The sequence below is a fragment of the Clostridium sp. NSJ-145 genome (genome assembly GCF_021044725.1).
Lineage (GTDB): Bacteria > Bacillota > Clostridia > Clostridiales > Clostridiaceae > Clostridium > Clostridium disporicum_B.
The window spans coordinates 71,048-95,500 of the sequence record NZ_JAJNOS010000008.1 but is presented as its reverse complement, the minus strand read 5'-3'; the positions used below and the strand labels follow the sequence as shown (position 1 = coordinate 95,500).

The following is a 24,453-nucleotide window of genomic DNA, read 5'->3' as shown; positions in this document are numbered from 1 at the left end:
TTTTATTGTATTTATATAACTTTTTATATAAAGGTTACTTTCTTTTTTACTTATATTAGATTAAAATTATTATTAATAGTAAATATATAAAATATATAGTTTAACCGTTGAAATTTGATTAAATAATAAGTTGTATTTATAATATTTATTAACTTTTAATTTCAAAATAAACTAAAATATGATAATAGGAGAGGTAATACTATGTCAAATGAAATTAATTCTTCTAATTTTATAAGAAATATAATTGTAGAAGACCTTAATAGTGGAAAGCATAAAGAAATAATAACTCGTTTCCCACCAGAACCAAATGGTTATCTTCATATAGGTCATGCTAAATCAATACTTTTAAACTTTGGATTAGCTGAAGAATTTAAAGGTAAAACTCACTTAAGATTTGATGACACTAATCCAGTTAAAGAAGATACTGAATATGTTGAATCAATAAAAGAAGATGTTAAATGGCTTGGTGGAAACTGGGATGCTCTTTACTTTGCATCTGATTACTTTGAAGAAATGTATAACAGAGCTGTTTTATTAATAAAAAAAGGATTAGCTTACGTTTGTGATTTAACACCTGAAGAAGCTAAAGAATATAGAGGAACATTAACTGAACCTGGTAAAGAAAGTCCATATAGAAGTAGATCAGTTGAAGAAAACCTTGATTTATTCGAAAGAATGAGAAAAGGTGAATTTAAAGATGGAGAAAAAGTTTTAAGAGCTAAAATAGATATGGCTTCTCCTAATATGAACATGAGAGATCCTATAATTTATAGAATAGCTCACGCTACTCATCATAATACAGGCGATAAGTGGTGTATCTATCCAATGTATGACTTTGCTCATCCATTAGAAGATGCTATTGAATCTGTAACTCACTCTATTTGTACTTTAGAGTTTGAAGATCATAGACCTCTTTATGATTGGGTTGTTAAGGAATGTGAAATGGAGTCAATTCCAAGACAAATAGAATTTGCTAGATTAAACATGACTAATACTGTTATGAGTAAGAGAAAGCTTAAACAATTAGTTGATGAAGGTGTTGTTGATGGATGGGATGATCCAAGAATGCCTACTATATCAGGTCTTAGAAGAAGAGGATGTACGCCAGAAGCATTAAGAAACTTCTGCTCTGCCATAGGTGTTGCTAAAGCTAACTCAATAGTAGATTCTCAAATGTTAGACTATTTCATAAGAGAAGATTTACAAATGAAAGCTCCACTTGCAATGGCTGTTTTAAGACCTTTAAAATTAGTTATAACTAACTATCCTGAAGATCAAACAGAAATGTTAGAAATAGAAAATAACGCTAAAGATGAATCTTTCGGTAAGAGATTAGTTCCATTCTCTAGAGAGCTATATATCGAAAGAGAAGATTTTATGGAAGAACCGGTTAAAAAGTACTTTAGATTATTCCCTGGTAACGAAGTTAGATTAAAAGGTGCTTATTTTGTAAAATGTACTGATGTAATAAAAGATGAAAATGGTGAAGTTATCGAAGTTCACTGTACTTATGATCCAGAAACTAAAAGTGGTTCAGGATTCACTGGAAGAAAGGTTAAAGCTACTATACATTGGGTAGATGCTAAAACTGCAAAACCTGCTGAATTTAGATTATATGAGCCATTAATATTAGATGATCAAGAAGGAAATGAAGGTAAACACTTCTTAGAACAAATAAATCCTAACTCAATGGAAATTTTACAAGGATTTATTGAACCAGTAGCTGTAGAAAATGCAAGTCCACTAGATAAGTTCCAAATGGTTAGAAACGGATTCTTTACAGTAGATTCTAAATATACTACATCTGAAAAATTAGTGTTTAATAGAATCGTACCTTTAAAATCATCATTTAAATTATAAAAAGAAGTGGCCACTGGCCACCTCTTTTTTTGTATGAATATAAATTATGAAAATTATATTGAAATTAATTAATTTCTCAAAGATTCATTTTATACCCATCTCCGTTGACTACCTCATCTTAGTAAGGTGAAATGATTGAATTAGTAGAAGTAAGGTAACGGGTTATTACCAACTTCTGAGTCGCCAAATCTATTTTGTAGATGTCCATTTATTATCTGTAGCAGTTTTTTCTTCTTTATGACTCCTACAACTTTGACAACTATTTAAACTTGATGTAGGTTTTGATGCCCATGCGTTATTTGTAGCTGTTTTACAATAATTATGCATTAGAAATCTCCTCCTTCATTAAGTTTCATTAATAGTATGTTCTTTAAGTTCATCTTAATACATGGAAATTATTTATAAAGTTATGTATTAAAATTTAATACATTTATATTTTATATAGTTTTATATTTATTTAAGCATTACCATTGATTATTAGTTGCTGTTTTCTCTTGTTTTTTATTACATTTACAATTATCATAAATACTTGATTGTACACTAGCTGGTGATGCCCACTGATTGTTGCCTGCTGATTTTTGCGCCTTATTACATCCACAATTTGCATTTTTACTCATATACAAAGCACCTCTTTAAAATATATTTAGCCCTGATACAGCCAAGTCTAATACTTAGTTCTACCACCGCTACAATAATAGTTTGTACATTATTCTCTTCGTAATACCTTGTATTAATTGTTTAAAATAGCATTGTAATGTTCTCTTCCAATAATATTAAATTTATACCATTATAAAATTATATAAATAAAAAATAAGAACTCTCTAACTAAGTAGAGAATTCTTATATCTTATAAATATCTAATATATTATAAACTTAAAAATCTTTCAAATCTTTCTCTTACCTTTTCTTCACCCATAATTTGCATTATAGTATAAAGGTCTGGAGTATTAGTTCTGTGTGATAATGCACTTCTTACTGCTCCAGCAACATCTGAAATCATTCCTTTAAAAGCATCTGGATTAGCTTTGTACTCTTTTCTATTTGCGCAATATCCAAGCTCTGCTCCTATTACTTTTAACTCTTCAAACCAAGCTTCTTGGCTTCCTATATTAAAAGTAAATCTCTTAGCATATTCTTCGATTATAGCTTTAGCATTTTCTAATGATAAAGTCTTTGGAAGTTCTACTTGTTCTGCTGTCTCATTGTAGAATAATTCATCAAAGAAATAGAATATTTTGTCTTTAACTTCATCCCATTTAGCAAAATCTTTTCTTGGCTTTGGACCTTCTTTATCTATATTAAATACTTCTTTTGCCATAGCTTCATTTGAAGTTACTAGGTCATACATTTCTTTATCAAATTCTTTAGCCCATGCTGTATATTGAGCATATACTTCGTTTGCTGGCATTCTAGCTATAACATCTTTAGAAACGTCATTTAATTTAACTAAATCAAATAATGCTCCACTCTTGCTCATTTTCTCTAATTGAACATTAAATTCGTGATAATCAGCAGTTGGATTTTCAGCTCTCCATTCTTCATATGTTGAATTTACGATATTTAATAAGTATTCAATAACACATACTGTTGGATATCCTACTTCTTTATAATAAGAAACTGCAGCTTCAGCATCTTTTCTCTTAGAAAGTTTTCTCTTAGATCCACCTTCTTGTTTCATTATTGTTGGAATATGAGCATAATTTGGTCTTTCGAATCCTAAAACATCAAATAATTGAACATGTATTGGAAGTGATGATAACCATTCTTCTCCTCTTATAACATGAGTTGTTCTCATTAAATAATCATCTATTGCGTGAGCAAAGTGATATGTTGGAAGTCCATCACCTTTAATTATAACAACATCTTGATTGTTTTCTGGGAAAGAAATATCACCTTTAATTAAATCATGGAACTCAACTCTATTTTCAATATTTCCTGGTGATTTTAATCTTAAAATATAGCTTTCTCCGTTATTAATTCTTTCTATAGCTTCTTCTTCAGTTATATTTCTGAATTTAGCATATTCTCCATAGTATCCTGGAGTTATCTTATTAGCTACTTGTCTTTCTCTTAATTCAGCTAATTCTTCTGGAGTACAGAAACATGGATAAGCTAATCCTTTTAATAGTAAATCTTTAGCAAAAGTTTTATATATTTCAGCTCTTTCACTTTGTCTATATGGACCATATTCACCTTTTGAAGTATCTTGCCCAGTCATTCCTTCACTGAAGTCCATACCAAAATTATGCATTGTAGCAATTGTATCTTCAATAGCTCCTTCAACTTCTCTCTTTTGGTCTGTATCTTCTATTCTTAAGAAAAATACTCCTTCAGTTTGACTTGCTAATCTTTCATTTATTAAAGCTGCAAATACTCCTCCAATATGTTGAAACCCTGTTGGAGATGGTGCATATCTACATACTACAGCACCTTCTTTTAAATTTCTTTTAGGATACTTTTCAATATAATATTGAGGTGTCTTATCAATATTAGGGAATATTAATTCTGCTAATTTTTCAAATGCCATTTTGTTCTCTCCTCTTTCTACAATTAATAGTTAAGATTTAAAAATTAAGACTTTATGATAAAGCTCATATAGAGTTCTTTATTTTTAATATATATTGTTTTATATTATTTCTTAATTTTTATATTTTAAAATAAAAAAGTCTTTCGTCCTAAAAAATTCTTTAGGACGAAAGACATATCTTCCGCGTTACCACCTAAATTGGTTATTACTAACCCACTTAATTGAAAATATAGCTCCAAAGCTTCCTTCAGCATTATTAAATATCAGGTTCTCACCAGCCCTAACTCTCTTTGATTTAATTAAGTGCTTACTCTTCTTTTTCATCGCTTTATATAAAATTATCTCTTTGGTATATTATTCACATATACCAGATTAATTATACAATTATGCATTTTTATTGTAAAGAGTAAATCAGTTACAAATTAAAAATGACAAATGATAAATTATTTTTTAAATTATAAAGTAAATAATAAACAATACAGCTAATCCATACATTACCGGATGTACTTCCTTATATTTTTTCTTTGCTAACATAAGTATTACATATGTCAAGAATCCAAATGCAATTCCTTCCCCTATACTGTATGTTAAAGGCATTAATATTATAGTCAAAAATGATGATATTGCTATTTCACTCTTGTTCCATTCAACATCTGCTACAGACATAAACATCAATGATCCTACTATTATTAAAGCAGGTGCTGTAACTTGAGTGGTTATTACCGATAACAATGGTGAAAAGAATAAAGATATTAAGAACATTACTCCAACAACTACACTTGAAAATCCAGTTTTAGCCCCAACTGCTATTCCTGACAAAGATTCTGAATAAGATGTTGTATTAGTTGTTCCTAAAACAGCTCCCACGCAAGTAGCAACAGAATCTGCCAATAATGCTTTTGAACCACCTTCTACAGAACCATCTTTCTTAATTAAACCTATTTTTGAACCTACTGCTACAATTGTTCCAGCAGTATCAAAAAAGTCCATAAATAAGAATGTGAATATAACCATAATCATTTGTGGATTAAAGATATTACCTAAATTCTTAACTGCTACTCCAAAAGTAGGCGCTATTGATGGTGGTATAGAAATTATTGCTTTTGGTACATCTACTAATCCAAATATCATACCAACACATACTGTTACAACCAATCCAATAAATATAGCTATTTTATTTCCTCTCACCATTAACACTGCCATAACTATTAACCCAAATATCGCCAACAATACTGATGGTTCAGTTAAATTTCCTAATGCTACAAATGTTGCTGGATCTGCTACTACTATTCCAGCATTTTTAAATCCAATAAAAGCTATAAAAAGTCCAATTCCTGCACTTACTGCATATTTAAGATTATTAGGAATTGCCTTAATTACTGTTTCTCTAAATCCTGTTATAGATAAAATTATAAAGATTATTCCTGATGCCAAAACTCCTGCCATAGCAGTTTGCCATGGAATATTCATACCTAAACATACACTAAACGTAAAAAATGCGTTTAATCCCATACCTGGTGCTAAAGCCATTGGAAATTTTGCATATATTCCCATAATCAATGTTCCTATGGCTCCTGCTAATGCTGTAGCTACAAATACTGCCTCTTTAGGCATTCCAGTATTAGATAACACTTCTGGAATTACAAATAACGTATAAGCCATTGTTAAAAAAGTTGTTAATCCACCGATTAACTCTGTTTTAAAATTAGTTCCTTTTTCTTTAAATTGAAAATAATTAGAAATGAAATTCATCTTTTGTTCCCCCTTATGCCTTTGTAATCAAAGCATCTATCGTATAAGGGATAATAGATATGTAAATAGATACACATATATGTATATCGACATATCGTAGTCAAATCATTTAAGGCGATTTGGTAGAAACTGTTGGACCATATTACCAACTTTATACGATAAAAGTGATTACTTTTAATATGAAGCACGCTACTAATATAATTCGTAAGCGCAAAATAATTTCTCTAAATCAACGTGTACCTTTATTAAGTATAGATTTAGGATTTCATCTATTGTATTTATACTAAACTACTTTTAATTTCTTGTCCACTTTTAAAAATTGTAAATATTTTTTGTCTTAAAAATTTAATTAAATAAAAAATGCTATCAAATAACATGATAGCATCTTACAAATATGTTAACTTATTAATTATTTAGCTTGATCTAGAGCATCTTGAACTGCATCTAAATAACCATTAATTTTAATTGTAACTCCTGATATTGCATCTGTTTTACCTTCATCATTGCAAGTTATTTTATCTAAATTAAACTCATCTTTAACAATAGTTTCTTCTAATAAATCAACTTGCTCATGCCACTTCTTTCCTGGTTCATTCTTCATATCATATGCGCCTGACTTAGAAGCTTCTGATTTCATTGTTCCATCTTCTTGTTCAGTATCAATATCAACTGAAACTGGTTTACCTTCTTCAAATTTGACTGTAGCTATAGTTTTACCACCAAACTCATCTTTAACTTCTCCAACTTTTTCTCCTGTAAATCCTTTAGATCCACATCCTGTTAATGCCATAGCAACTAATAACACAACTGCAATTACTCTTTTCTTCACAATTACCACTCCCTTAATTTTACTTTTATTCAAATAAATTACTATATATTACCATAATTATACAACAGATTCTTCGTATAGTAAAGTTAATTTATTCTCAAAGTAAAAAGGTATTATTCATTTGTGAATAATACCTTTTTCATATTAGTTACTATTTAGCTTGTTCTAAAGCGTTTTGAACTGCATCTACGAATTCTTGAACTGAAATTGTAACTCCTGATACTGCATCAGTTTTTCCATCAGTTACATTTAATTTGCTTAAATCAAATTCATTAGAAACGATAGCTTCTTCTAATAAATCAACTTGCTCATGCCACTTCTTTCCTGGAGCATTGTTCATATCGTAAGTTCCTGCCTCAGAAGCTTCTGCTTTACTTGAACCATTATCTTCTACATTATCAAGCTCAACTGAAACTGGCTTACCTTCTTCAAATTTAACTGTAGCTTTAGTTGTTCCACCAAATCCACCTGGAACTTCTCCTACTTTTTCTCCTGTAAATGCTTTTGACCCACATCCAGTTAATGTCATAGATGCTAATAATACAACTGCAATTACTTTCTTTTTCATAAGTGTCATCCCCCTAAAACATATAATTTTCTATATTTTTTTTGTTTTTTCGGCATGATAAATTATACATTTTAGCGTTTATGTTGTAAAGTAAATTTATTTTAAACAAAAAGGTATCATTCATTTTTGAATGATACCCACTTATTATATCAATTATTATTTAGCTTGTTTTAATGCATCCTCAACTGCGTCTAAGTAACCTTTAACTTTTATTGTAACTCCTGATACTGCATCAGTGTTTCCTTCATCGTTAGTTAAAGTTACTTTGCTTAGATCGAAATCATTAGCAACGATAAACTCTTCTAATAAGTCAGCTTGCTCGTGCCATTTCTTTCCTGGCTCATTTTTCATATCATATGCTCCTGATTTAGAAGCTTCTGATTTCATTGATCCATCAGCTTGTTTAACATCAATGTCTACTGCTACTGCTTTACCATTTTCAAATTGAACAGTTGCCATAGTTACATTTCCTTTTGAATCTTCTATTTCTCCAACTTTTTCTCCTGTAAATCCTTTAGATCCACAACCTGTTAATGCCATAGCTGCTAATAATGTAACTGCGATTACTTTCTTTTTCATAAATATTATCCCCCTAAAAAATAATTTTATTAATCGTTATCATGATAAGATTGTACAACAAATTTGTTATTTTTTCAACATGATTGTTAAAATTAACACAACTTTACCTGCTTATCAATTATCGGTTATTTTTTTACCACTTTATTATTTGTATGACTGTTTTTTTATCATTTTATCATTTTTCTTTAAATTTCCCCCAATTCTTTTTTACTAAATTAAAAAATCTTATTCGCTAGTCTTATGTTTTTTCTATACTTCTAATGTTATTTATAAAATTGATTTAACTATAATTTACTTGAAAAATAAAAAGACCACTTGTGTGGTCTTTAATTTTATATTTTGCTTAGTATTAAGTTAGCAAGATCATGGGCCATTTTATCGATTTCTTCTTGATTTTCACCTTCAAGCATAACTCTTATTAGAGGTTCAGTTCCTGACGGTCTTATTAACACTCTACCTTTTCCATTAAGCTTAGCTTCAATTTCCTTAATAGAGTTTATTATTTCTTCATCTTCTAAGTATATATTCTTCTTATCATTAGTAACTCTAGCATTTACTAATACTTGAGGTAGCTCTTTCATTATTCCAGCTAATTCACTTAAAGTTTTTCCTGTATGCTTTTTAATAGATGCAACTTGAAGTGCTGTTAATAATCCATCTCCAGTTGTATTATGTTCTAAGAATATTATATGTCCTGATTGTTCTCCCCCTAAAACATATCCATTCTTAAGCATTTCTTCTAATACGTATCTATCTCCAACTTTAGTCTTAATAGTCTTTATATTTTCTTTCTTACAAGCTATATCTAGACCAAGGTTACTCATCACAGTTACTACTAAAGTATCATCCTTTAACTTTCCTTCGTCTTTTAAGTGCTTAGCACATAAAGTTAAGATATAATCTCCATGAATTAAATTTCCTTTTTCATCAACAGCCATACATCTATCTGCATCACCATCAAAAGCAAATCCTAAATCACAATTCTTTCTTACAACATAATCCATTAATTCTTCTGGATGAGTTGATCCACAAGCATCATTAATATTTTCTCCATCTGGATTATCATTGATTACTCTAACTACTGCACCTAACTCTCTAAATGCCTTAACTGCTGCTTCGTAAGCTGCTCCATTAGCACAATCTAATCCAACTCTTACTCCTTTTAAATCACCTGTAATACTTGACTTAACAAAATCTATATATTCATCTAACGCTCTTGGTTCAGTACTACATCTACCTATAGCTCCTCCTATTGGTGATGGAACCTCTGCGAAGTTACTCTCTATAACTCTTTGTATTTCATCTTCTATACTATCATCTAATTTATATCCTCTATTATCAAAGAACTTTATTCCATTATCTTGAACTGGATTATGAGATGCTGAAATCATTACTCCTGCATCAGCATTATATTTTCTTGTTAAATAAGCTACTGCTGGTGTTGGTACAACTCCTAACAATACAGCCTCTGCTCCTACTGAAAGTATCCCTGCAACTAAAGCTGCTTCTAACATATCACCTGATATTCTTGTATCCTTAGCTACTAGTATCTTTGGTTTATGTGTACCTTCTGTTAAAACATAAGCTCCAGCTCTTCCTAAACTATAAGCAATATCTGCAGTTAATTCAGTGTTTGCTACACCTCTTACTCCATCAGTTCCAAACATTCTACTCATTTAAATTACCTCACTTATTTTTATTGTATATACTTTAATGAACTAGTAAAACCCCACTATAGTATACATCGTATTCCTTTAATTTACAACTTGATAACAAAATCGTCTATTTATAATATATTATATCCATAAGTTAGTATTCAAATTTAAACTTTAGTTATTTGAACTTATAATTAATATATTTCATCATTCTCATCATCGTCATCAAAATTCTCTTCGCAAATATCACTGCTTATATTAAAAGTTTTGTTATAAATATTTTTTGTAGGAATTATCCAAGCTTCTCCTATCCCAGTATATATATCAACCTTATCATCATTATCAGATATATCCCTAATTATAGTATTTCCAGAACTCTCTACTGATAATTTTACATTTCCTGTTCTCAATACTACTAAATCATCTTTTACTACTAGTTTATCTTTATAAAGTTTACATCTTAATATCTCACTTTCAGGTACTGGAATTTTTAATAAAACTATCCCACTTCCTTTTAGCTTCAATTGAACAATATCCTCATCATCTTCTTTCATTTGAGATGTCCTTTTCATAATTTTATATATTTCAATTTCCTCTTCACAAGCATAAAATATATTATCATCTATTATTATTTCATCATCTTCTAACTCTACCAACGTAAAATATTCAAGGGTTTGTTCTAAAAACACCTCCCCTTTACCTTCAATTATTGGTTTAATCATAGATTCATCTATTTTTTTATTTTTAAATAACCTCTGTGAAAATTTAGATGTAACTTCTATATTACTTTTTATAGAAACGTCACCTTTCATAAAGCTTAAAGCTCCAGGCTGTACTTTAACCGAACTATTATCTAAGATTATTCTAGCTTGCTTAAGAGTTATCCCATAATTCTGTAATCTATTTATATTTATTGTATTCTCAATCGAACTTACTCCACTTAAGTTTTCATACTCAAGTATTTGAAAAGTTGAATCATTAATCATTTCTGAAATCATAGTTAATTTATTATTAATATTAACAGTTGTTCTCATCCTCTTCACCCCTTGTCCAAATTCTTGACAAGTATTTAATTTTTAATACGAATTAATATCATTTCTTTAGTTATCCATCCACTTAAATAAACTTAATTGCTTCATATGCAGATATATAGAGTTGAAATTATATATATTAATAACAAAAAAGAGCAAGACTCATTTTAGTTAAGAATTAATTCTTAACTTTAAATATTGTCTTGCACTTTAATTTTATATTATCTTAAACGTACTTTTTTGCTTTTTCTTCTCCACTAAGAACTCTAATTGCCCCTTGTGCTAATGCTAACAATTCATCTTCTCCTGGATATACTACTATTGGTGCAATCCATCCTACATACGAATTTATATCATCACATACTTTTTTTCCATAGGCAATTCCACCTGTCAAAATAATAGCATCGACTTTGCCCATTAATACTGTTGCCATACTTCCAATTTCTTTTGAAATTTGATATATAAATGCATCATATATTAATGATCCGTACTTATCTCCTTCTTGCTTTAGCTTTAATACATCTCTTGCATCGTTAGTATTTAAATATGCTACATAGCCACCTTTACCAACTATCTTACTAAATACCTGAGATTCTGTATATTTCCCACTATAACACATCTTTATTAAATCACCTACAGGAACTGATCCTGCACGTTCTGGTGAGAATGGTCCATCACCATCTAATGCATTATTAACATCTATAACTCTTCCATTTTTATGAGCTCCAACAGAAACTCCTCCACCCATATGAACAACTATTAAATTAAGATTTTCATATCCTTTGTTAGTTTCTTTTCCATATCTCTTTGCTACAGCTTTTTGATTTAAAGCATGAAATTTACTCTTTCTTGGTAATTCAGGCATTCCTGAAATCCTTGCAATATCTTGAAGTTCATCTACTACTACTGGATCAACTATAAAAGCCTTTATTCCTAATTCATCAGCTATTTCCTTCGATAATATTCCCCCTAAATTAGATGCATGTTGACCTTGTACTCCTGCTTTTAGATCTTCTATCATAGACTCATCAACTTCATAAGTTCCTCCTGGCATAGGTTTAAGCATTCCACCTCTACCAACTACAGCATCTAAAGTAGTTATATCAAATTTCTTATTTTTCAACACATCTAAAATAACATTCTTTCTAAAACTTTTTTGGTCATAAATAGTTTTATAAGAAAGAATCTCTTCTGCTGAATGCCTTAAAGTTTCAACTAAAACTTCATGTTCTCCATCATATACTCCTATCTTAGTTGATGTTGACCCTGGATTTATTATAAGTAATCTGTATGACATTTCTCAATCTCCCTCTTTATCCGTTTATTTCTTTGATTCTGCAACTAATGCTGCTAAAGCTATAGAATTTACCTTAGTTTCACAACTGTCAGCTCTAGATGTCAAAATAACTGGAGCTGATGTTCCTACTAAAATACCACCATTCCTAGTTTTCGCTGTATATGTTAATGCTTTATACATTACATTCGCAGCCTCAATATTTGGAAATAATAATATGTCTGCTTTTCCAGCAACCTCACCTTTTATACCCTTATGATGAGCTGCCTCTTCAGATAACGCATTATCTAACGCTAATGGTCCATCTACTATACATCCCTTTATTTGACCTCTATCATTCATCTTAGATAAAAGTGATGCATCTACTGTTGCCGGCATATCTGTATTCACAACTTCTACAGCACAAATTGGAGCTACCTTTGGGTACTCAATACCACAAGCTTTCGCTACCATCACTGAATTATTAATAATCTGAGCTTTTGCCTTAATGTCTGGATAAGTATTAAATGCTGCGTCTGTAAGTAATATAAGTCTATCTATACCATCGATTTCAAATACTGCAACATGAGACATAAGCTTTCCTGTTCTTAATCCTACTTCCTTATTTAATACACCTCTTAAAAATGTAGCTGTATCTATAAGACCTTTCATTACCATATCAGCTTGTCCAGTAGATACTAACTCCATAGCTTTCAATGTAGCTTTTTGTGGATCCTCTTCGTCTATTATTTCAAATTTACTTAAATCCATATCAATATTTTTAGCTATTTTTTCAATTTTAGCCTTATCTCCTACTAGAATTGAATCTACAACTCCTCTATCTTTTGCTAAATTAACAGCTTCTAAGACAGGTTCATCTTGAGCTACCGCTACAGCTAATTTCTTAGTACTTACAGCCTTTAATTGTGAAAATAATTCTTCAAAATTCTTTCCCATATAACACCTCATACTATTCCATAATTTTCTTTATTTAATTATTTGTTTACCCATTAACCATTATACCATCATTTTACTATTTTAAAATTATTTGTAATAAAAAAATCCTGAAAATAAACTTTTCAGGATTTTTTACTATATTTAATAACACTTATATTTTCCTATTATTCTTTCTGCTACTTTTATTCCATCAACTGCTGCTGATATTATTCCTCCAGCAAATCCAGCTCCTTCACCTGCTGGATATAATCCATGCATAGATATACTTTCAAGATTTTCATTTCTTGTTATTCTTACTGGAGCAGATGTTCTAGTTTCTATTCCTGTAAGAACAGCATCAGCTCTTCCATACCCTTGTATTTTCTTATCAAAGTTAACTACACCTTCTTTTATAGCTTCAACTACATAACTCGGTAAGCACCCTCTCATATCAACTAATTCATATCCTGGCTTATAACTAGGATTTACAGCTCCTAATTTAGTAGATTTTCTATCATTTAAGAAATCACCTAATAACTGAACTGGTGCATTATAATTACTTCCTCCAAGTTTAAAGGCTAAACTTTCATAATGTCTTTGGAATTCCATACCTCTTAATACATCATTTCCTTCAAAGTCCTCTGGACTAACTGTAACTACTAAAGCAGAGTTTGCATTTTCTAAATCTCTAGCATGATAACTCATTCCATTTGATACTAATCTATTCTCCTCTGAAGAAGCTGCAACAACAACTCCACCTGGACACATACAGAATGAATAAACCCCTCTATTTAAATCTTTACTTTGATATGTAAGTTTATAATCTGCCGCTTTTAATCTCGGATGATTATGATATTTTCCATACTGAGAAATATTTATCATTTCTTGTGGATGTTCTATTCTTACACCTACTGCAAAAGCCTTTGGCTCCATAAATACACCAATTTCTTTTAACATCTCATATGTATCTCTTGAACTATGTCCTAAAGCTAAAACTAGAGCATCACAAGGTATTTCTTCGCCATTCACTATTATGCTCTTTATTTTTCCATCTTTCCCATTTATGTATTCAAGCTTTGAAGAGAACATAACTTCTCCACCAAATGCTATAATCTTTTTTCTTATATTCTTAACTACATCTTTTAATATATCAGTTCCAACGTGTGGCTTAGCTTCATATATAATTTCAGCAGGTGCACCAGCTGAAACTAATTGCTCTAAAACATAGTCGCATCTTTTATCTTTAATTCTTGTAGTTAATTTTCCATCTGAAAATGATCCGGCTCCCCCTTCTCCAAACTGAACATTAGATTCTAGGTTTAGTTCTCCATTATCCCAAAATCTTTTTACTGTTTCAGTTCTTTTATCTACATCTTCTCCTCTTTCTATAACTAAAGGTCTATATCCTTTTTCAGCTAACATTAACGCTGCAAATAACCCAGCTGGACCTAGACCTACTACAATAGGTCTACTATTAAGTTCTTCAGTTCCAGGTTCTACATCTGGATCATACTTTGTATCATCTATTTTTACATTGTTATCATGAAGTCTATCAACAATTTTCTTTTCATTTTTATGATTAACTTCAATAGCATATGTAAACTTAATATTATTTTTATTTCTTGCATCTAAACTTTCTTTTATAATTTTAAAGTTTTCTATTTCATCAATTGAAATCTTTAATTTCTTACTTACTCTTTTCTTTAAAACTTCTATATTATCATCTAGTCCAAGTACTATATTATTAATTCTTATAGTCATATAATCACCTTTCAAATTGTTATTTATGAAACTACAACCGTTATAGTAATAATTTCCACTTACAAAATTATAATTCATTCTGTAAAAATTTATTTAAATAAATGACAGATTTTGAATTTAACTTCTGTATACTTTCTTATAGTTCTATATTTTATCATATCTTAATTATTAATACAGTTTTTTATAAAAAAATAAAGCCTGCTATTAAGCTGACTTTATTCATTAAGCATAACTTATAAATTTCTAATTATTCATAAAAAACTACTCTGTTGGCGTAGTTTCCGTAACTACTTTTTCTAAATTAAATGATACTTTATCTAGAACTTCTAATCTAACTTTATCATTAGGAGAATTTAATGTTATCGCTGGATATTCAGTAAATTGCCCTGCTTCAGTATAACTTGATAAATCTAAGTTAGCTGTTATAGATTCTGCAGTTATATTCTTTATATCTTCTTCATAACCAATAACCTTAACTCTTACTGTCTTATTTGCAACATCAAGATTTAATCCGTCAACAACTCCATTTAAAGCAACATCTACAGTTACTTCTTTACTTGATTCATTTTCTACAGTAATAGTTACAGAAACACTATTAACATCTCCTAAATTAACTTGTACTTTATCTGGTATTTTTAAATCTACATCTATAGTTGTATCACCTGTAATATTTGATAAATTTACTGGATTAGTTTCAATAACATCAATAGTATCTAAAATTTCTTTAGGACCACTTAATTCTACTTCTTTGTAATTTGATGTAAAATCCTTTAATCTTATTCCACTTATTAATTCACCTACTGTATTTACTTTAACTGGAACAATTTTGCCTTCATTTACATTTATCGTAGCATCAATCGTATCTTGAGATAATGTAACATTATCAACCTTATTTCCATTTTCATCTACTGGATATAAATGATAACTTTTTGAAATAGTTTCACTTAAATTATATTCTTCCCCTCTAGCTACTACAGAGGCAACATTATCTATAGCTGATTTTGGTCCACTGATAGTTACTTTGTCATTACTAAATTCTATTGGTGCAACATAATATGTTGGTTTAGCTATTATATTTATATCAGAGGTTATTTCTATATCCTTTTTAACATACTCCTCTATATATATAGTTAGAGTCAATGAACTATTATTTTTTATTGCTACTCTAGCCGGTGAATCCACTATATGAACTGGGATTTTATTAGCTCCAATCTTATATGCATATTCGCTTAAATCTATTACAATCTCAAAATCATCCTTATTTATTTTACGCAAATCTTGAGTTGTTCCTTCAATCTTTAGGTTAACAAAAAATTGCTGATTAGGTGCTAATGTTAGATTAGAATCTTTAAGCACTCCTTCGTTCATAAGTTGAACCGGCACTTTATTTATATCTTGTGTCTTAATTGGATTTTCAACGTTTGTCACATAAAACCATAAAGCTATGGATAACAAAAGACATACCATTTGAACTATTGCTTTTTGTTTATTATTCCAGTTATCCATAATTTCACCTTCTTGCCTGCTGTTTTAACTCTCTTTTCTTCTCTATGCTCCATTATCTTTAATAAAACTACTCTTAATTTTTCTTTATCATAATTTCTAGTCAATCTACCATTGATAGCTAATGATATTGTTCCTGTTTCTTCAGAAACTATTATTACTATTGCATCTGATATTTCAGATAACCCAATGGCCGCTCTATGTCTAGTTCCAAGTTTTTTATTGATATCTTTATTTCCTGTTAAAGGTAACACACACCCTGCTGCTAATATCTTATTCTTCCCTATAATCGTTGCACCATCATGTAATGGCGTATTCACTACAAATATATTTTCTAAAAGATTGGCTGAAATTCGTGCATCTAATACAGTTCCATTAGATATTATTTCAGCAAGCCCAGTACTTTGCTCAATAACTATTAATGCTCCTGTCTTTGTTTCAGCTAAATTAGATACTGCTGTTACTATTTCTTTTACATATATATTTCTCTTCTCACTATCTTCAAAACCATATACATCTTCAAAAGCACTTCTTCCTAAATGCTCTAATGCTCTTCTTATTTCTGGTTGAAAAATAATAACTACCGATAATACTCCTATAGTTAATGTCTTATTCAATATAAAATTCAACATAGTTAATTTTAATAACCCACTTATAGGAATTAAAATTACTATAAAAACTATACCTTTCAATAATTGTTCTGCTCTAGTTTCTTTTATGAGCATATATCCTTTATAAAAAATAAATGCAACTACTAAAATATCCACTATAGACATTATTGAAATATTTGCTAGTGAATTTGTAACCACTGTAAAAAATTCTTGCATTTAGTCCACCACCATAATTTTTCTAATTAAAATTATACACCATTATTCCAAATCTTAGTATAAGAAATTTTATTTTATTATTTTTCCTTAACTTATTAATATTTATTTATTTTCACTAATATAAATTTATGTAAAGAATACTTTTTGGAGGTGTATATAATGGAAATTTTTAAAACTAAACTTCGTGAAAACAAAAAGTTTATATTAATTATATTCTTAGTACTTTTACTGACATTTATATCTATAGCATTTATTTATAATTATAAATTTAAAAATAACAATTCTAAATCTAATACATTTGATTATATAGTTGAAGAAATAAATGCTATAAATAATTCAATCAAAGACTATCCTACTGAATTTAATCTAAACAATGAAAGCATAGTTACTTCTCTTAGAAATAATATAAATAATTTAGAAACTATTAAAAATGATTTACGTGCTTTAATTATTCTAGATGATTACACTAGAGATATATCTTCAAAAATTCTCTCATCTATAGAGTCTGCCCAAACTTTATATAATTGTTGTATTTCATCTCTAGAATATCAAAATATATCATCTTCTTCTGAATATGTAACTAAAATAAATGAACAACAATTTGATTTATTAAAAAGTTATAGCGATTTAAATTATTTAGGCATAGACATAAAATTCAATGATAGCTCTTTAGTCTTTTTTGATAAGTTGATAAATTACTTGAATAATTTAGAAATTGTTACTAAAAAAAATAATATTAGTACATCTCAAGGTGAAGCATTTATGAAGAACTTCAAAACTGCTGTTAATAATTTTTCTGAATTAGTTGAAGATCTTGAGCCTGCTATATCAAAAGTCCGAGAAGACAATAGATCATTTGACTCTATACTTAATGATATAGCTGATAAAGAAATTAAATTCTTAAATATAAAAAGCAATATTAATAGTATATCTATTCCTGAAGGCTATTTATCATATTACAATGCTTTAATTGACACCTTTAACTTATACTCTAACTATTTAAAAACATTAAAAGTAGCTATAATATTTGAAAAATCATCTACTAATTATAAAGATAATAAAGATTCTATAGATAAGAATTATGAGAATGCTTTTTCTAAACTTGACGATGTAAATGACTCATTAAACTCTTTAAATAAGTCTTTAGAAAATTTTTAGTATTAATTTTCTTCTTTTGGGTAAAAATATTGTTTGATTGGGTTATATCCAAAAGGAGGTTTTTATGAAAAAATTAAAACAAATATTTTCTTTTATTTTGACCCTTTCTCTTTCAGTGCTATATAGTTATCCTAAATTTGCTTCTGAAAATGATATAAATATCATTAATGATAGCGCAAATATACTTTTAACGACTAGAGAAAACAACAATTTAATAAATAATTTTATAGATATATCCAATGATGAGTATGTAGAAGTTTTTAGCCAAAATGATAAAATGATTTATTTAACTCAAAATGATATATATCTTATGTCGCAAATAGTTTATGCTGAAAGTAAAGGGGAACCCTTTGAAGGAAAGGTAGCGGTTGCATCGGTAATACTTAATAGAGTATTATCTCCTAACTTTCCTGATACTATTGAGGAGGTAGTATTTCAACCAAATGCTTTTTCTTGCGTCATAAATAACGAAATACAAGTATCACCTACTCAAGAATGTTTTGATGCAGTTCATGAGGCTATAAATGGCCACGATCCAACTAGAGAGGCCTTATTCTTTTATAATCCTGAAATTGCAACCTGTAGTTGGATGCAAGAAGTTGATAAAACTAATATAACCCCTATAGGTCATCACGTTTTCTTTTCACTGTATTAAATAAATTGCGTAGCACTTTGGTGAAAAGTTTGACTTTGTCAAAAGGGAAAATGTCACTGACGTGACAGTGAAAATATTGCCTATGGCAATGATGAAAAGTATCTATATTAATAGCTTTCACTTTAACTTCAGTTAAATTTTCACTACTACGATAGTAGCATTTTCACCTCGACATAGTCGACTTTTCGCTTATGAGCTTCGCGAACAATACTATTCAAATGTTCCTTTTACAACAGCCTCTCCTTTTTCAACAACTATTTTTCCTTTCGCTATTACCATATCTATATCTAAACTTTCTTCGTCTACTATTACAAAATCTGCATCTCTTCCTTCTGTTATCCTTCCCTTATTATCAAGCTTAAGTATATTTGCTACATTAGAAGTTATTACTTTTATAGCCTCTTCTATTGGTACCTTATGTTCTTTTATACTCTCTTTAACCTCTCTATATAAACTTGATACTGAGCATATTCCTAACCCTACTAAATGTCCTTGTTCATCAAATTTAGGCATACTTCCATTAGCATCTGAAGAAAATGTTATATGTTCTATATCTACTCCATTTCTTAAAAGAGTTGATAATCCTTCACCGGCTCTTATTTCTCCTGGCTCTAAAAAGTTAGGATCACTACTTGTTGTTAAATCTATAAAACCACCTTTTTTTGCATATAATTCACCTTCATAGAATAACTTATCACTTCTATTTATATGAGTTGGTAATACTTGCGTTGGTGGAATCTCTGTTTCATCTATTAATTTAGATAAATATTCTAACTTTCTTGCTCCATTTCCTAAATGAACATTAACTATCCCAGCCTTTCCAGATAACAAGCCTCCAACTCTAGCACTAGCTACTGTATTTACGAAATCTTGAAATGTTGCTTGAGAACTTCTATGATCCGATAACGCTACTTCTCCAACTCCTATAACTTTGTCGACCATCATCATATCCCCTTTTATACTATCTGTAATGGTCTTTACAGGAATCTCATAAGAACCTGTATAACAATAAGTAGTTATGCCCTCTTCTTCTAATCCTTTAGCTTTTGCAATTAATGATCTCATATTTCTACATACTCCATCAGTTCCAATACATCCTACTACTGTCGTTACTCCAGCCTCTATTAGCGTTGATAACTGCATCTCTGGTGTACGTGTCTTAAATCCACCTTCACCACCTCCACCTAATATATGAACATGATTATCTATAAATCCTGGATAAAGTAGCTTTCCTTTCCCATCAATTATTTCTATTGCTACAAAATTATTTGGAATTTCTACATTATCATATATTCCTTCAATTTTATTTGAAGTTATTACTACATCTTTAATTCCTAAATCTTCTGGCGCGTAAACATGAATATTCTTAATAACAGTAATCATTATTCTCCTCCTATAATTTTCTTAAAAACTTTATCTAAGTTATATTTTTATCCTATTAATATTATTAGTTACAAATAAAATATTAGTCCTAATATTGCTGCAATAACTATAACTAAAATTGGATGTACTTTCTTGGAGACTAATATAATTCCTATTATTATAGTTATAATTATGCTTTTTAAATCTACGTATGATTCTTTAGCTAAATCTATAAATGCATATATTATTAAAGCTATAAGTATAGGTCTCATACCAGCTAATATAGCCTTTACAGTAATCGATTCTTTAAACTTATCTAATATCTTATTTATAATTGTTACTAATATAAACGATGTTGTTATAACTCCTAATGTTGCTACAACACTACCACCTACTCCTCCAACTTTATATCCTACAAATGTTGCTGAATTTATCGCTACAGGTCCTGGTGTCATTTGTGATATTCCTATTATGTCACTAAATTGAGACATTGATATCCAACAATTATTTTCTACTATTTCCCTCTTCATAAAAGGTAACATTGCATAACCCCCGCCAAAGCTAAATGTTCCAATCTTTAAGAAAACAAAATAAAGTTTAATTAATATCTCCATATATTACACCTGCTTTTTTAAGAATATAACTCCATATAATCCTGAAATAATTATTACCAATACAGGGTGTATATTAAAAAATGCCAAAGCAATTATTCCAACAATTATAGTTATTAGTGTTCTTATATTCTTCTCTAGACCTTTTGAAAGGCTTATTGCTCCAATTAAAACTAGCATTGGAACTGCTGCTGTTATTCCTTTAAAAGCCGCATTTACATAATAGTTATCTCTAAATTTCATAAAAAAAACTGCAATGATTAGAATGATTAAAAATGATGGTAATATTACAGCAAGTAATGCTACCATCGCACCTATAAATCCACCAATTTTATATCCTAAAAATACTGAAGTGTTAACAGCTAAAGCTCCTGGTAAACTTTGAGAAACAACCAAAATATCCAAAAATTCCTCTTTACTAATCCATCCTTTATTTACTACCACTTCCTCTTCTATTAGTGGTATCATTGCATATCCTCCTCCAAAGGTAAATGTCCCAATCTTAAATATTGATAAAAATAGTTCTAAAGACTTTTTCATAATCTCCTCCATAATTTACCTTTATTCTTTCTTACTGTGAGTATATGATACTTCAATAATCTATAGTTTAAATTTAACAATTTATGATATATTTTTCAATTATTAATAAATAAAAAAAGTACGCCTATTCAGCGTACTTTTTTATCTATTGTTAATTATTTTAATATTACTCTTGTTCTAATATTATCTTCTTAGCTGTTAATATTGATGTAGCACTCATTGAGAATTCATCTAGTCCGTATTCTACTAATGTTGGGATAGCAGCTTCATCTCCTGCCATTTCTCCACACATTCCAACCCACTTACCGTGTTTGTGAGCTCCATCTATAGTCATTTTTATTAATCTTAATACAGCTGGGTGCATTGGATTGTAAAGGTATGATACCTTCTCACTCATTCTGTCTGCAGCTAATGTATATTGGATTAAGTCGTTAGTTCCGATTGAGAAGAAGTCTACGTGCTTAGCTAATTCATCAGCCATAACTGCTGCAGCTGGAATTTCAACCATGATACCCCATTGAGTTGTATCTGAAGTTTTAACTCCTTCAGCATGTAATTCTGCTCTACATTCTTCAACGAATGCTTTAGCTGCTTGGAATTCTTCTAATCCTGAAATCATTGGGAACATTACACAAAGATTTCCGTATACAGAAGCTCTTAATAAAGCTCTTATTTGAACTCTGAATATGTCTTTTCTATCTAAACATAATCTTATAGCTCTATATCCTAAGAATGGGTTCATTTCTTCTGGTAATGGTAAGTATGGTAATACTTTATCCCCACCGATATCTAATGTTCTAATAACGATTTGCTTACCGTTAGCTTTTTCTAAAACAGTTTTGTAAGCTTGGAATTGTTCTTCTTCAGTTGGAGCTGACTCTCTATCCATGTATAAGAATTCAGTTCTGAAAAGACCTACACCGTCTCCACCATTAGCTAATACTTGATCTATATCTTCTGGCTTACCGATGTTACCACAAACTTCAATTCTCTTTCCTGATTTAGTTACAGTCTTAACTTCGATAAGTTTCTTTAACTCTTCTTGTTCTGCTGCAAATCTTTCTTTCTTAGCTATATACTCAGCAATAACTTCTTCTGATGGATTGATTATTGCAAATCCTTCTATACCATCAACGATGATTGAATCACCATTTTTAACTGATTTAGTTATATCTCCTAAACCAACTACAGCTGGGATTTCTAAAGTTCTAGCCATGATAGCAGAGTGAGAAGTTCTTCCTCCGATATCAGTTAAGAAACCTACAACTTTTGATCTATCTAATTGAGCTGTATCTGATGGAGTTAAGTCGTAAGCAACAACTACAGTATTTGCTTCAGTTATAGCAAATCCACTTCCACCTTTTCCTGCTAAGTTAGAGATGATTCTCTTAGAAACGTCTTTAATATCAGCAGCTCTTTCTCTCATATAGTCATCTTCCATTGATTCGAAAATCATAACAAATGTATCTGTAACGCTTTGAACTGCTTTCATAGCATTTAAGCTGTCACCTTCAATAGTCATTTCCATTTGACCTGTGAATTCTGGGTCATCTAATAAAGTTAAATGAGCTTCAAAAACTTGTGCTTCGTGCTCTCCTATTTCTGCAAGGGTTTTTTCTTTTATAGCTGTTAATTGTTCTTTAGAAGCGTCTAAAGCTTTCTTTAAGCTTTCTTTTTCAGCAGCTACGTCTGAAACTTTAGCATCAGTTATAACTATTTCTTCATGTTCTTGTATGAATACTTTACCTATTGCATAACCCTTTGATGCAGCAATACCTTTTTTCATTATTGAATTCCTCCCTATACTTAAGCATAAATCTTGTTGTTCTTAAGTTAAAAATTAATTAAAATTTTTATCAAATAATTATCACTAATTTTCATTATAACATATTTTTTATTATTGTTAATAAAAATTGTTTACATTTTTTCCAATCTGAAAAAAATTCTATATTATTTTCCTATAAATCATCTATTAATGTGCTTGCTTTTGCATATGCTGTTGACTTAGCTTCAAAAAAATCTGTTTTTACTGAATTTGCATCTGATAAAGTGTCTACCCAATTAGCAGGATTTTTATCATATCCTTCATATAAAGGCGTTAAACCTATCTCTTTTAATCTTTTATTACCTAAATATTTTATATACGACTCTATCATATTTTTATTTATTCCTTGGATATTATCTCCGATAACATAATGACCCCAATTTATTTCATTTTCCACTCCACATCTCATCATTTCCCTTAATTCCTCTTTAAGTTCATCCGTAAATAAGGTTTCCTCTTCTCGTTGAAGTTCTCTCATTATGTTTCTAAATAACCAAAGGTGTGTATTCTCATCTCTATTTATATATCTTATTTCTTGAGCTGAACCTGGCATTTTACCATTTCTCTCCAAATTATAGAAAAACATAAATCCTGAATAAAAATATATACCTTCTAATATATAGTTTGCCATTATAGTCTTAATCAAATTCTCTTTTGTAGGTGATTCTATAAAATTATTATATAAATCTCCTATAAATTTATTTCTAGTTAATAAAATTTCATCATCTTTCCATTGATAAAGTATTTCATTTCTTTTTTCTGGTGAACATATAGTATCTAACATATAACTATAGCTTTGAGAGTGAACAGCTTCTTGGAAAGCTTGAATTGTTAAACACAAATTTACTTCACTAGCTGTGATGTAATTATTTATATTACTCAAATTAGCAGTTTGTATTGAGTCTAAAAATATTAAAAAAGATAATATTTTATCATAAGCTGTTCTTTCTTCTGTTGTTAATTTATTATAATCTTTCAAATCTTGAGAAAGATTAATTTCTTCTGGTATCCAGAAATTATTCATTCCTTGTCTGTACCAATCAGCAACCCAACTATACTTCATATTATTAAAATCATTTAAGTTAGTTGTATTTCCATTAATCATCCTCTTCTTACTTATATCTATATCACCATTTTCATTAAATAATGGCTTTCTATTAACATTCATCTCTCATTTCTCCTCACTTCTTTTTTAGTGACA

At 29.5% G+C, this 24,453-nt stretch carries 22 protein-coding genes, 1 riboswitch and 1 other annotated feature; of the genes, 3 read left to right on the top strand and 19 right to left on the bottom strand.

Translation table 11 applies throughout. The annotated features are described in order from the left end of the window. Positions 1–201: 201 nt before the first annotated feature. The gene (locus LQE93_RS08790; protein ID WP_055266667.1) at positions 202–1,860 is read left to right on the top strand and encodes a glutamine--tRNA ligase/YqeY domain fusion protein; all 1,659 of its coding nucleotides are present in this window, start codon (positions 202–204) and stop codon (positions 1,858–1,860) included. Positions 1,861–2,049: 189 nt separating this feature from the next. On the opposite strand, the gene LQE93_RS08785 is transcribed toward LQE93_RS08790, so the two are convergent. The 14 genes from LQE93_RS08785 to cdaA all read right to left on the bottom strand — a co-directional run bounded on the left by LQE93_RS08785 (position 2,050) and on the right by cdaA (position 17,101). Then, positions 2,050–2,187 carry a hypothetical protein gene (locus LQE93_RS08785; protein ID WP_172675765.1) on the bottom strand — a complete coding sequence of 46 codons (138 nt, stop codon included), beginning with the start codon at positions 2,185–2,187 and terminating at the stop codon, positions 2,050–2,052. 137 nt (positions 2,188–2,324) lie between these two features. Beyond that, positions 2,325–2,477 carry a hypothetical protein gene (locus LQE93_RS08780; RefSeq protein WP_156334263.1) on the bottom strand — a complete coding sequence of 51 codons (153 nt, stop codon included), beginning with the start codon at positions 2,475–2,477 and terminating at the stop codon, positions 2,325–2,327. A 248-nt stretch (positions 2,478–2,725) separates the two neighbouring features. Continuing rightward, the gene (gene gltX, locus LQE93_RS08775; RefSeq protein WP_055266669.1) at positions 2,726–4,387 is read right to left on the bottom strand and encodes a glutamate--tRNA ligase; all 1,662 of its coding nucleotides are present in this window, start codon (positions 4,385–4,387) and stop codon (positions 2,726–2,728) included. Positions 4,388–4,545: 158 nt separating this feature from the next. After that, positions 4,546–4,720 (bottom strand) — a binding site (T-box leader). A 117-nt stretch (positions 4,721–4,837) separates the two neighbouring features. Next, positions 4,838–6,139, bottom strand: coding sequence for an NCS2 family permease (locus LQE93_RS08770; RefSeq protein ID WP_207731827.1), 1,302 nt, complete (start codon positions 6,137–6,139; stop codon positions 4,838–4,840). A gap of 77 nt (positions 6,140–6,216) precedes the next feature. Further along, positions 6,217–6,318: riboswitch (purine riboswitch) on the bottom strand. 230 nt (positions 6,319–6,548) lie between these two features. Then, the gene (locus tag LQE93_RS08765) at positions 6,549–6,968 is read right to left on the bottom strand and encodes an FMN-binding protein (protein ID WP_231073039.1); all 420 of its coding nucleotides are present in this window, start codon (positions 6,966–6,968) and stop codon (positions 6,549–6,551) included. A 151-nt stretch (positions 6,969–7,119) separates the two neighbouring features. After that, a complete protein-coding gene (locus tag LQE93_RS08760) occupies positions 7,120–7,536 on the bottom strand; it encodes an FMN-binding protein (RefSeq protein WP_070205695.1) in 417 nt (138 codons plus the stop codon). Between the two features lie 156 nt (positions 7,537–7,692). Next, positions 7,693–8,115 (bottom strand): FMN-binding protein, encoded by a 423-nt coding sequence (locus LQE93_RS08755; RefSeq protein WP_055267109.1) that lies wholly within the window; start codon positions 8,113–8,115, stop codon positions 7,693–7,695. A 332-nt stretch (positions 8,116–8,447) separates the two neighbouring features. Continuing rightward, complete coding sequence (gene glmM / locus LQE93_RS08750; RefSeq protein WP_231073037.1) at positions 8,448–9,791, bottom strand: phosphoglucosamine mutase; 1,344 nt, start codon at positions 9,789–9,791, stop codon at positions 8,448–8,450. Between the two features lie 173 nt (positions 9,792–9,964). Further along, on the bottom strand, positions 9,965–10,804 hold the full coding sequence (locus LQE93_RS08745) for an AIM24 family protein (protein WP_231073028.1): 840 nt from the start codon (positions 10,802–10,804) through the stop codon (positions 9,965–9,967). Between the two features lie 223 nt (positions 10,805–11,027). Continuing rightward, positions 11,028–12,098, bottom strand: a complete 1,071-nt coding sequence (gene buk / locus LQE93_RS08740) for a butyrate kinase (protein WP_186837917.1) — start codon at positions 12,096–12,098, stop codon at positions 11,028–11,030. 24 nt (positions 12,099–12,122) lie between these two features. After that, entirely contained in the window at positions 12,123–13,031 is a 909-nt protein-coding gene (gene ptb / locus LQE93_RS08735; protein ID WP_186837918.1) for a phosphate butyryltransferase, read from the bottom strand. 141 nt (positions 13,032–13,172) lie between these two features. After that, positions 13,173–14,771 (bottom strand): NAD(P)/FAD-dependent oxidoreductase, encoded by a 1,599-nt coding sequence (locus LQE93_RS08730; RefSeq protein ID WP_186837919.1) that lies wholly within the window; start codon positions 14,769–14,771, stop codon positions 13,173–13,175. Positions 14,772–15,032: 261 nt separating this feature from the next. After that, positions 15,033–16,277 (bottom strand): CdaR family protein, encoded by a 1,245-nt coding sequence (locus tag LQE93_RS08725; RefSeq protein ID WP_231073026.1) that lies wholly within the window; start codon positions 16,275–16,277, stop codon positions 15,033–15,035. After that, complete coding sequence (cdaA, locus tag LQE93_RS08720) at positions 16,244–17,101, bottom strand: diadenylate cyclase CdaA (protein ID WP_055267096.1); 858 nt, start codon at positions 17,099–17,101, stop codon at positions 16,244–16,246. Before cdaA ends, LQE93_RS08725 begins: the two co-directional genes overlap by 34 nt. A 159-nt stretch (positions 17,102–17,260) precedes the next feature. On the opposite strand from cdaA, the gene LQE93_RS08715 reads away from it, so the two are divergent. Together LQE93_RS08715 and LQE93_RS08710 are read left to right on the top strand one after the other, a co-directional pair. Then, entirely contained in the window at positions 17,261–18,259 is a 999-nt protein-coding gene (locus LQE93_RS08715) for a hypothetical protein (protein ID WP_231073024.1), read from the top strand. A 64-nt stretch (positions 18,260–18,323) separates the two neighbouring features. After that, positions 18,324–18,914, top strand: a complete 591-nt coding sequence (locus LQE93_RS08710; RefSeq protein WP_055267092.1) for a cell wall hydrolase — start codon at positions 18,324–18,326, stop codon at positions 18,912–18,914. Between the two features lie 210 nt (positions 18,915–19,124). Here the strand turns inward: LQE93_RS08710 and iadA are convergent, their stop codons facing one another. The 5 genes from iadA to LQE93_RS08685 form a co-directional block, all read right to left on the bottom strand. Beyond that, the gene (gene iadA, locus LQE93_RS08705) at positions 19,125–20,297 is read right to left on the bottom strand and encodes a beta-aspartyl-peptidase (protein ID WP_231073021.1); all 1,173 of its coding nucleotides are present in this window, start codon (positions 20,295–20,297) and stop codon (positions 19,125–19,127) included. A gap of 68 nt (positions 20,298–20,365) precedes the next feature. Then, positions 20,366–20,890, bottom strand: coding sequence for a chromate transporter (locus LQE93_RS08700; RefSeq protein ID WP_231073019.1), 525 nt, complete (start codon positions 20,888–20,890; stop codon positions 20,366–20,368). Between the two features lie 3 nt (positions 20,891–20,893). Then, complete coding sequence (locus tag LQE93_RS08695) at positions 20,894–21,427, bottom strand: chromate transporter (protein ID WP_231073017.1); 534 nt, start codon at positions 21,425–21,427, stop codon at positions 20,894–20,896. Positions 21,428–21,593: 166 nt separating this feature from the next. Continuing rightward, positions 21,594–23,213, bottom strand: a complete 1,620-nt coding sequence (gene ptsP, locus LQE93_RS08690; RefSeq protein ID WP_186837923.1) for a phosphoenolpyruvate--protein phosphotransferase — start codon at positions 23,211–23,213, stop codon at positions 21,594–21,596. Positions 23,214–23,385: 172 nt separating this feature from the next. Then, on the bottom strand, positions 23,386–24,420 hold the full coding sequence (locus LQE93_RS08685; RefSeq protein ID WP_055267084.1) for a ribonucleotide-diphosphate reductase subunit beta: 1,035 nt from the start codon (positions 24,418–24,420) through the stop codon (positions 23,386–23,388). Positions 24,421–24,453 lie beyond the last annotated feature (33 nt).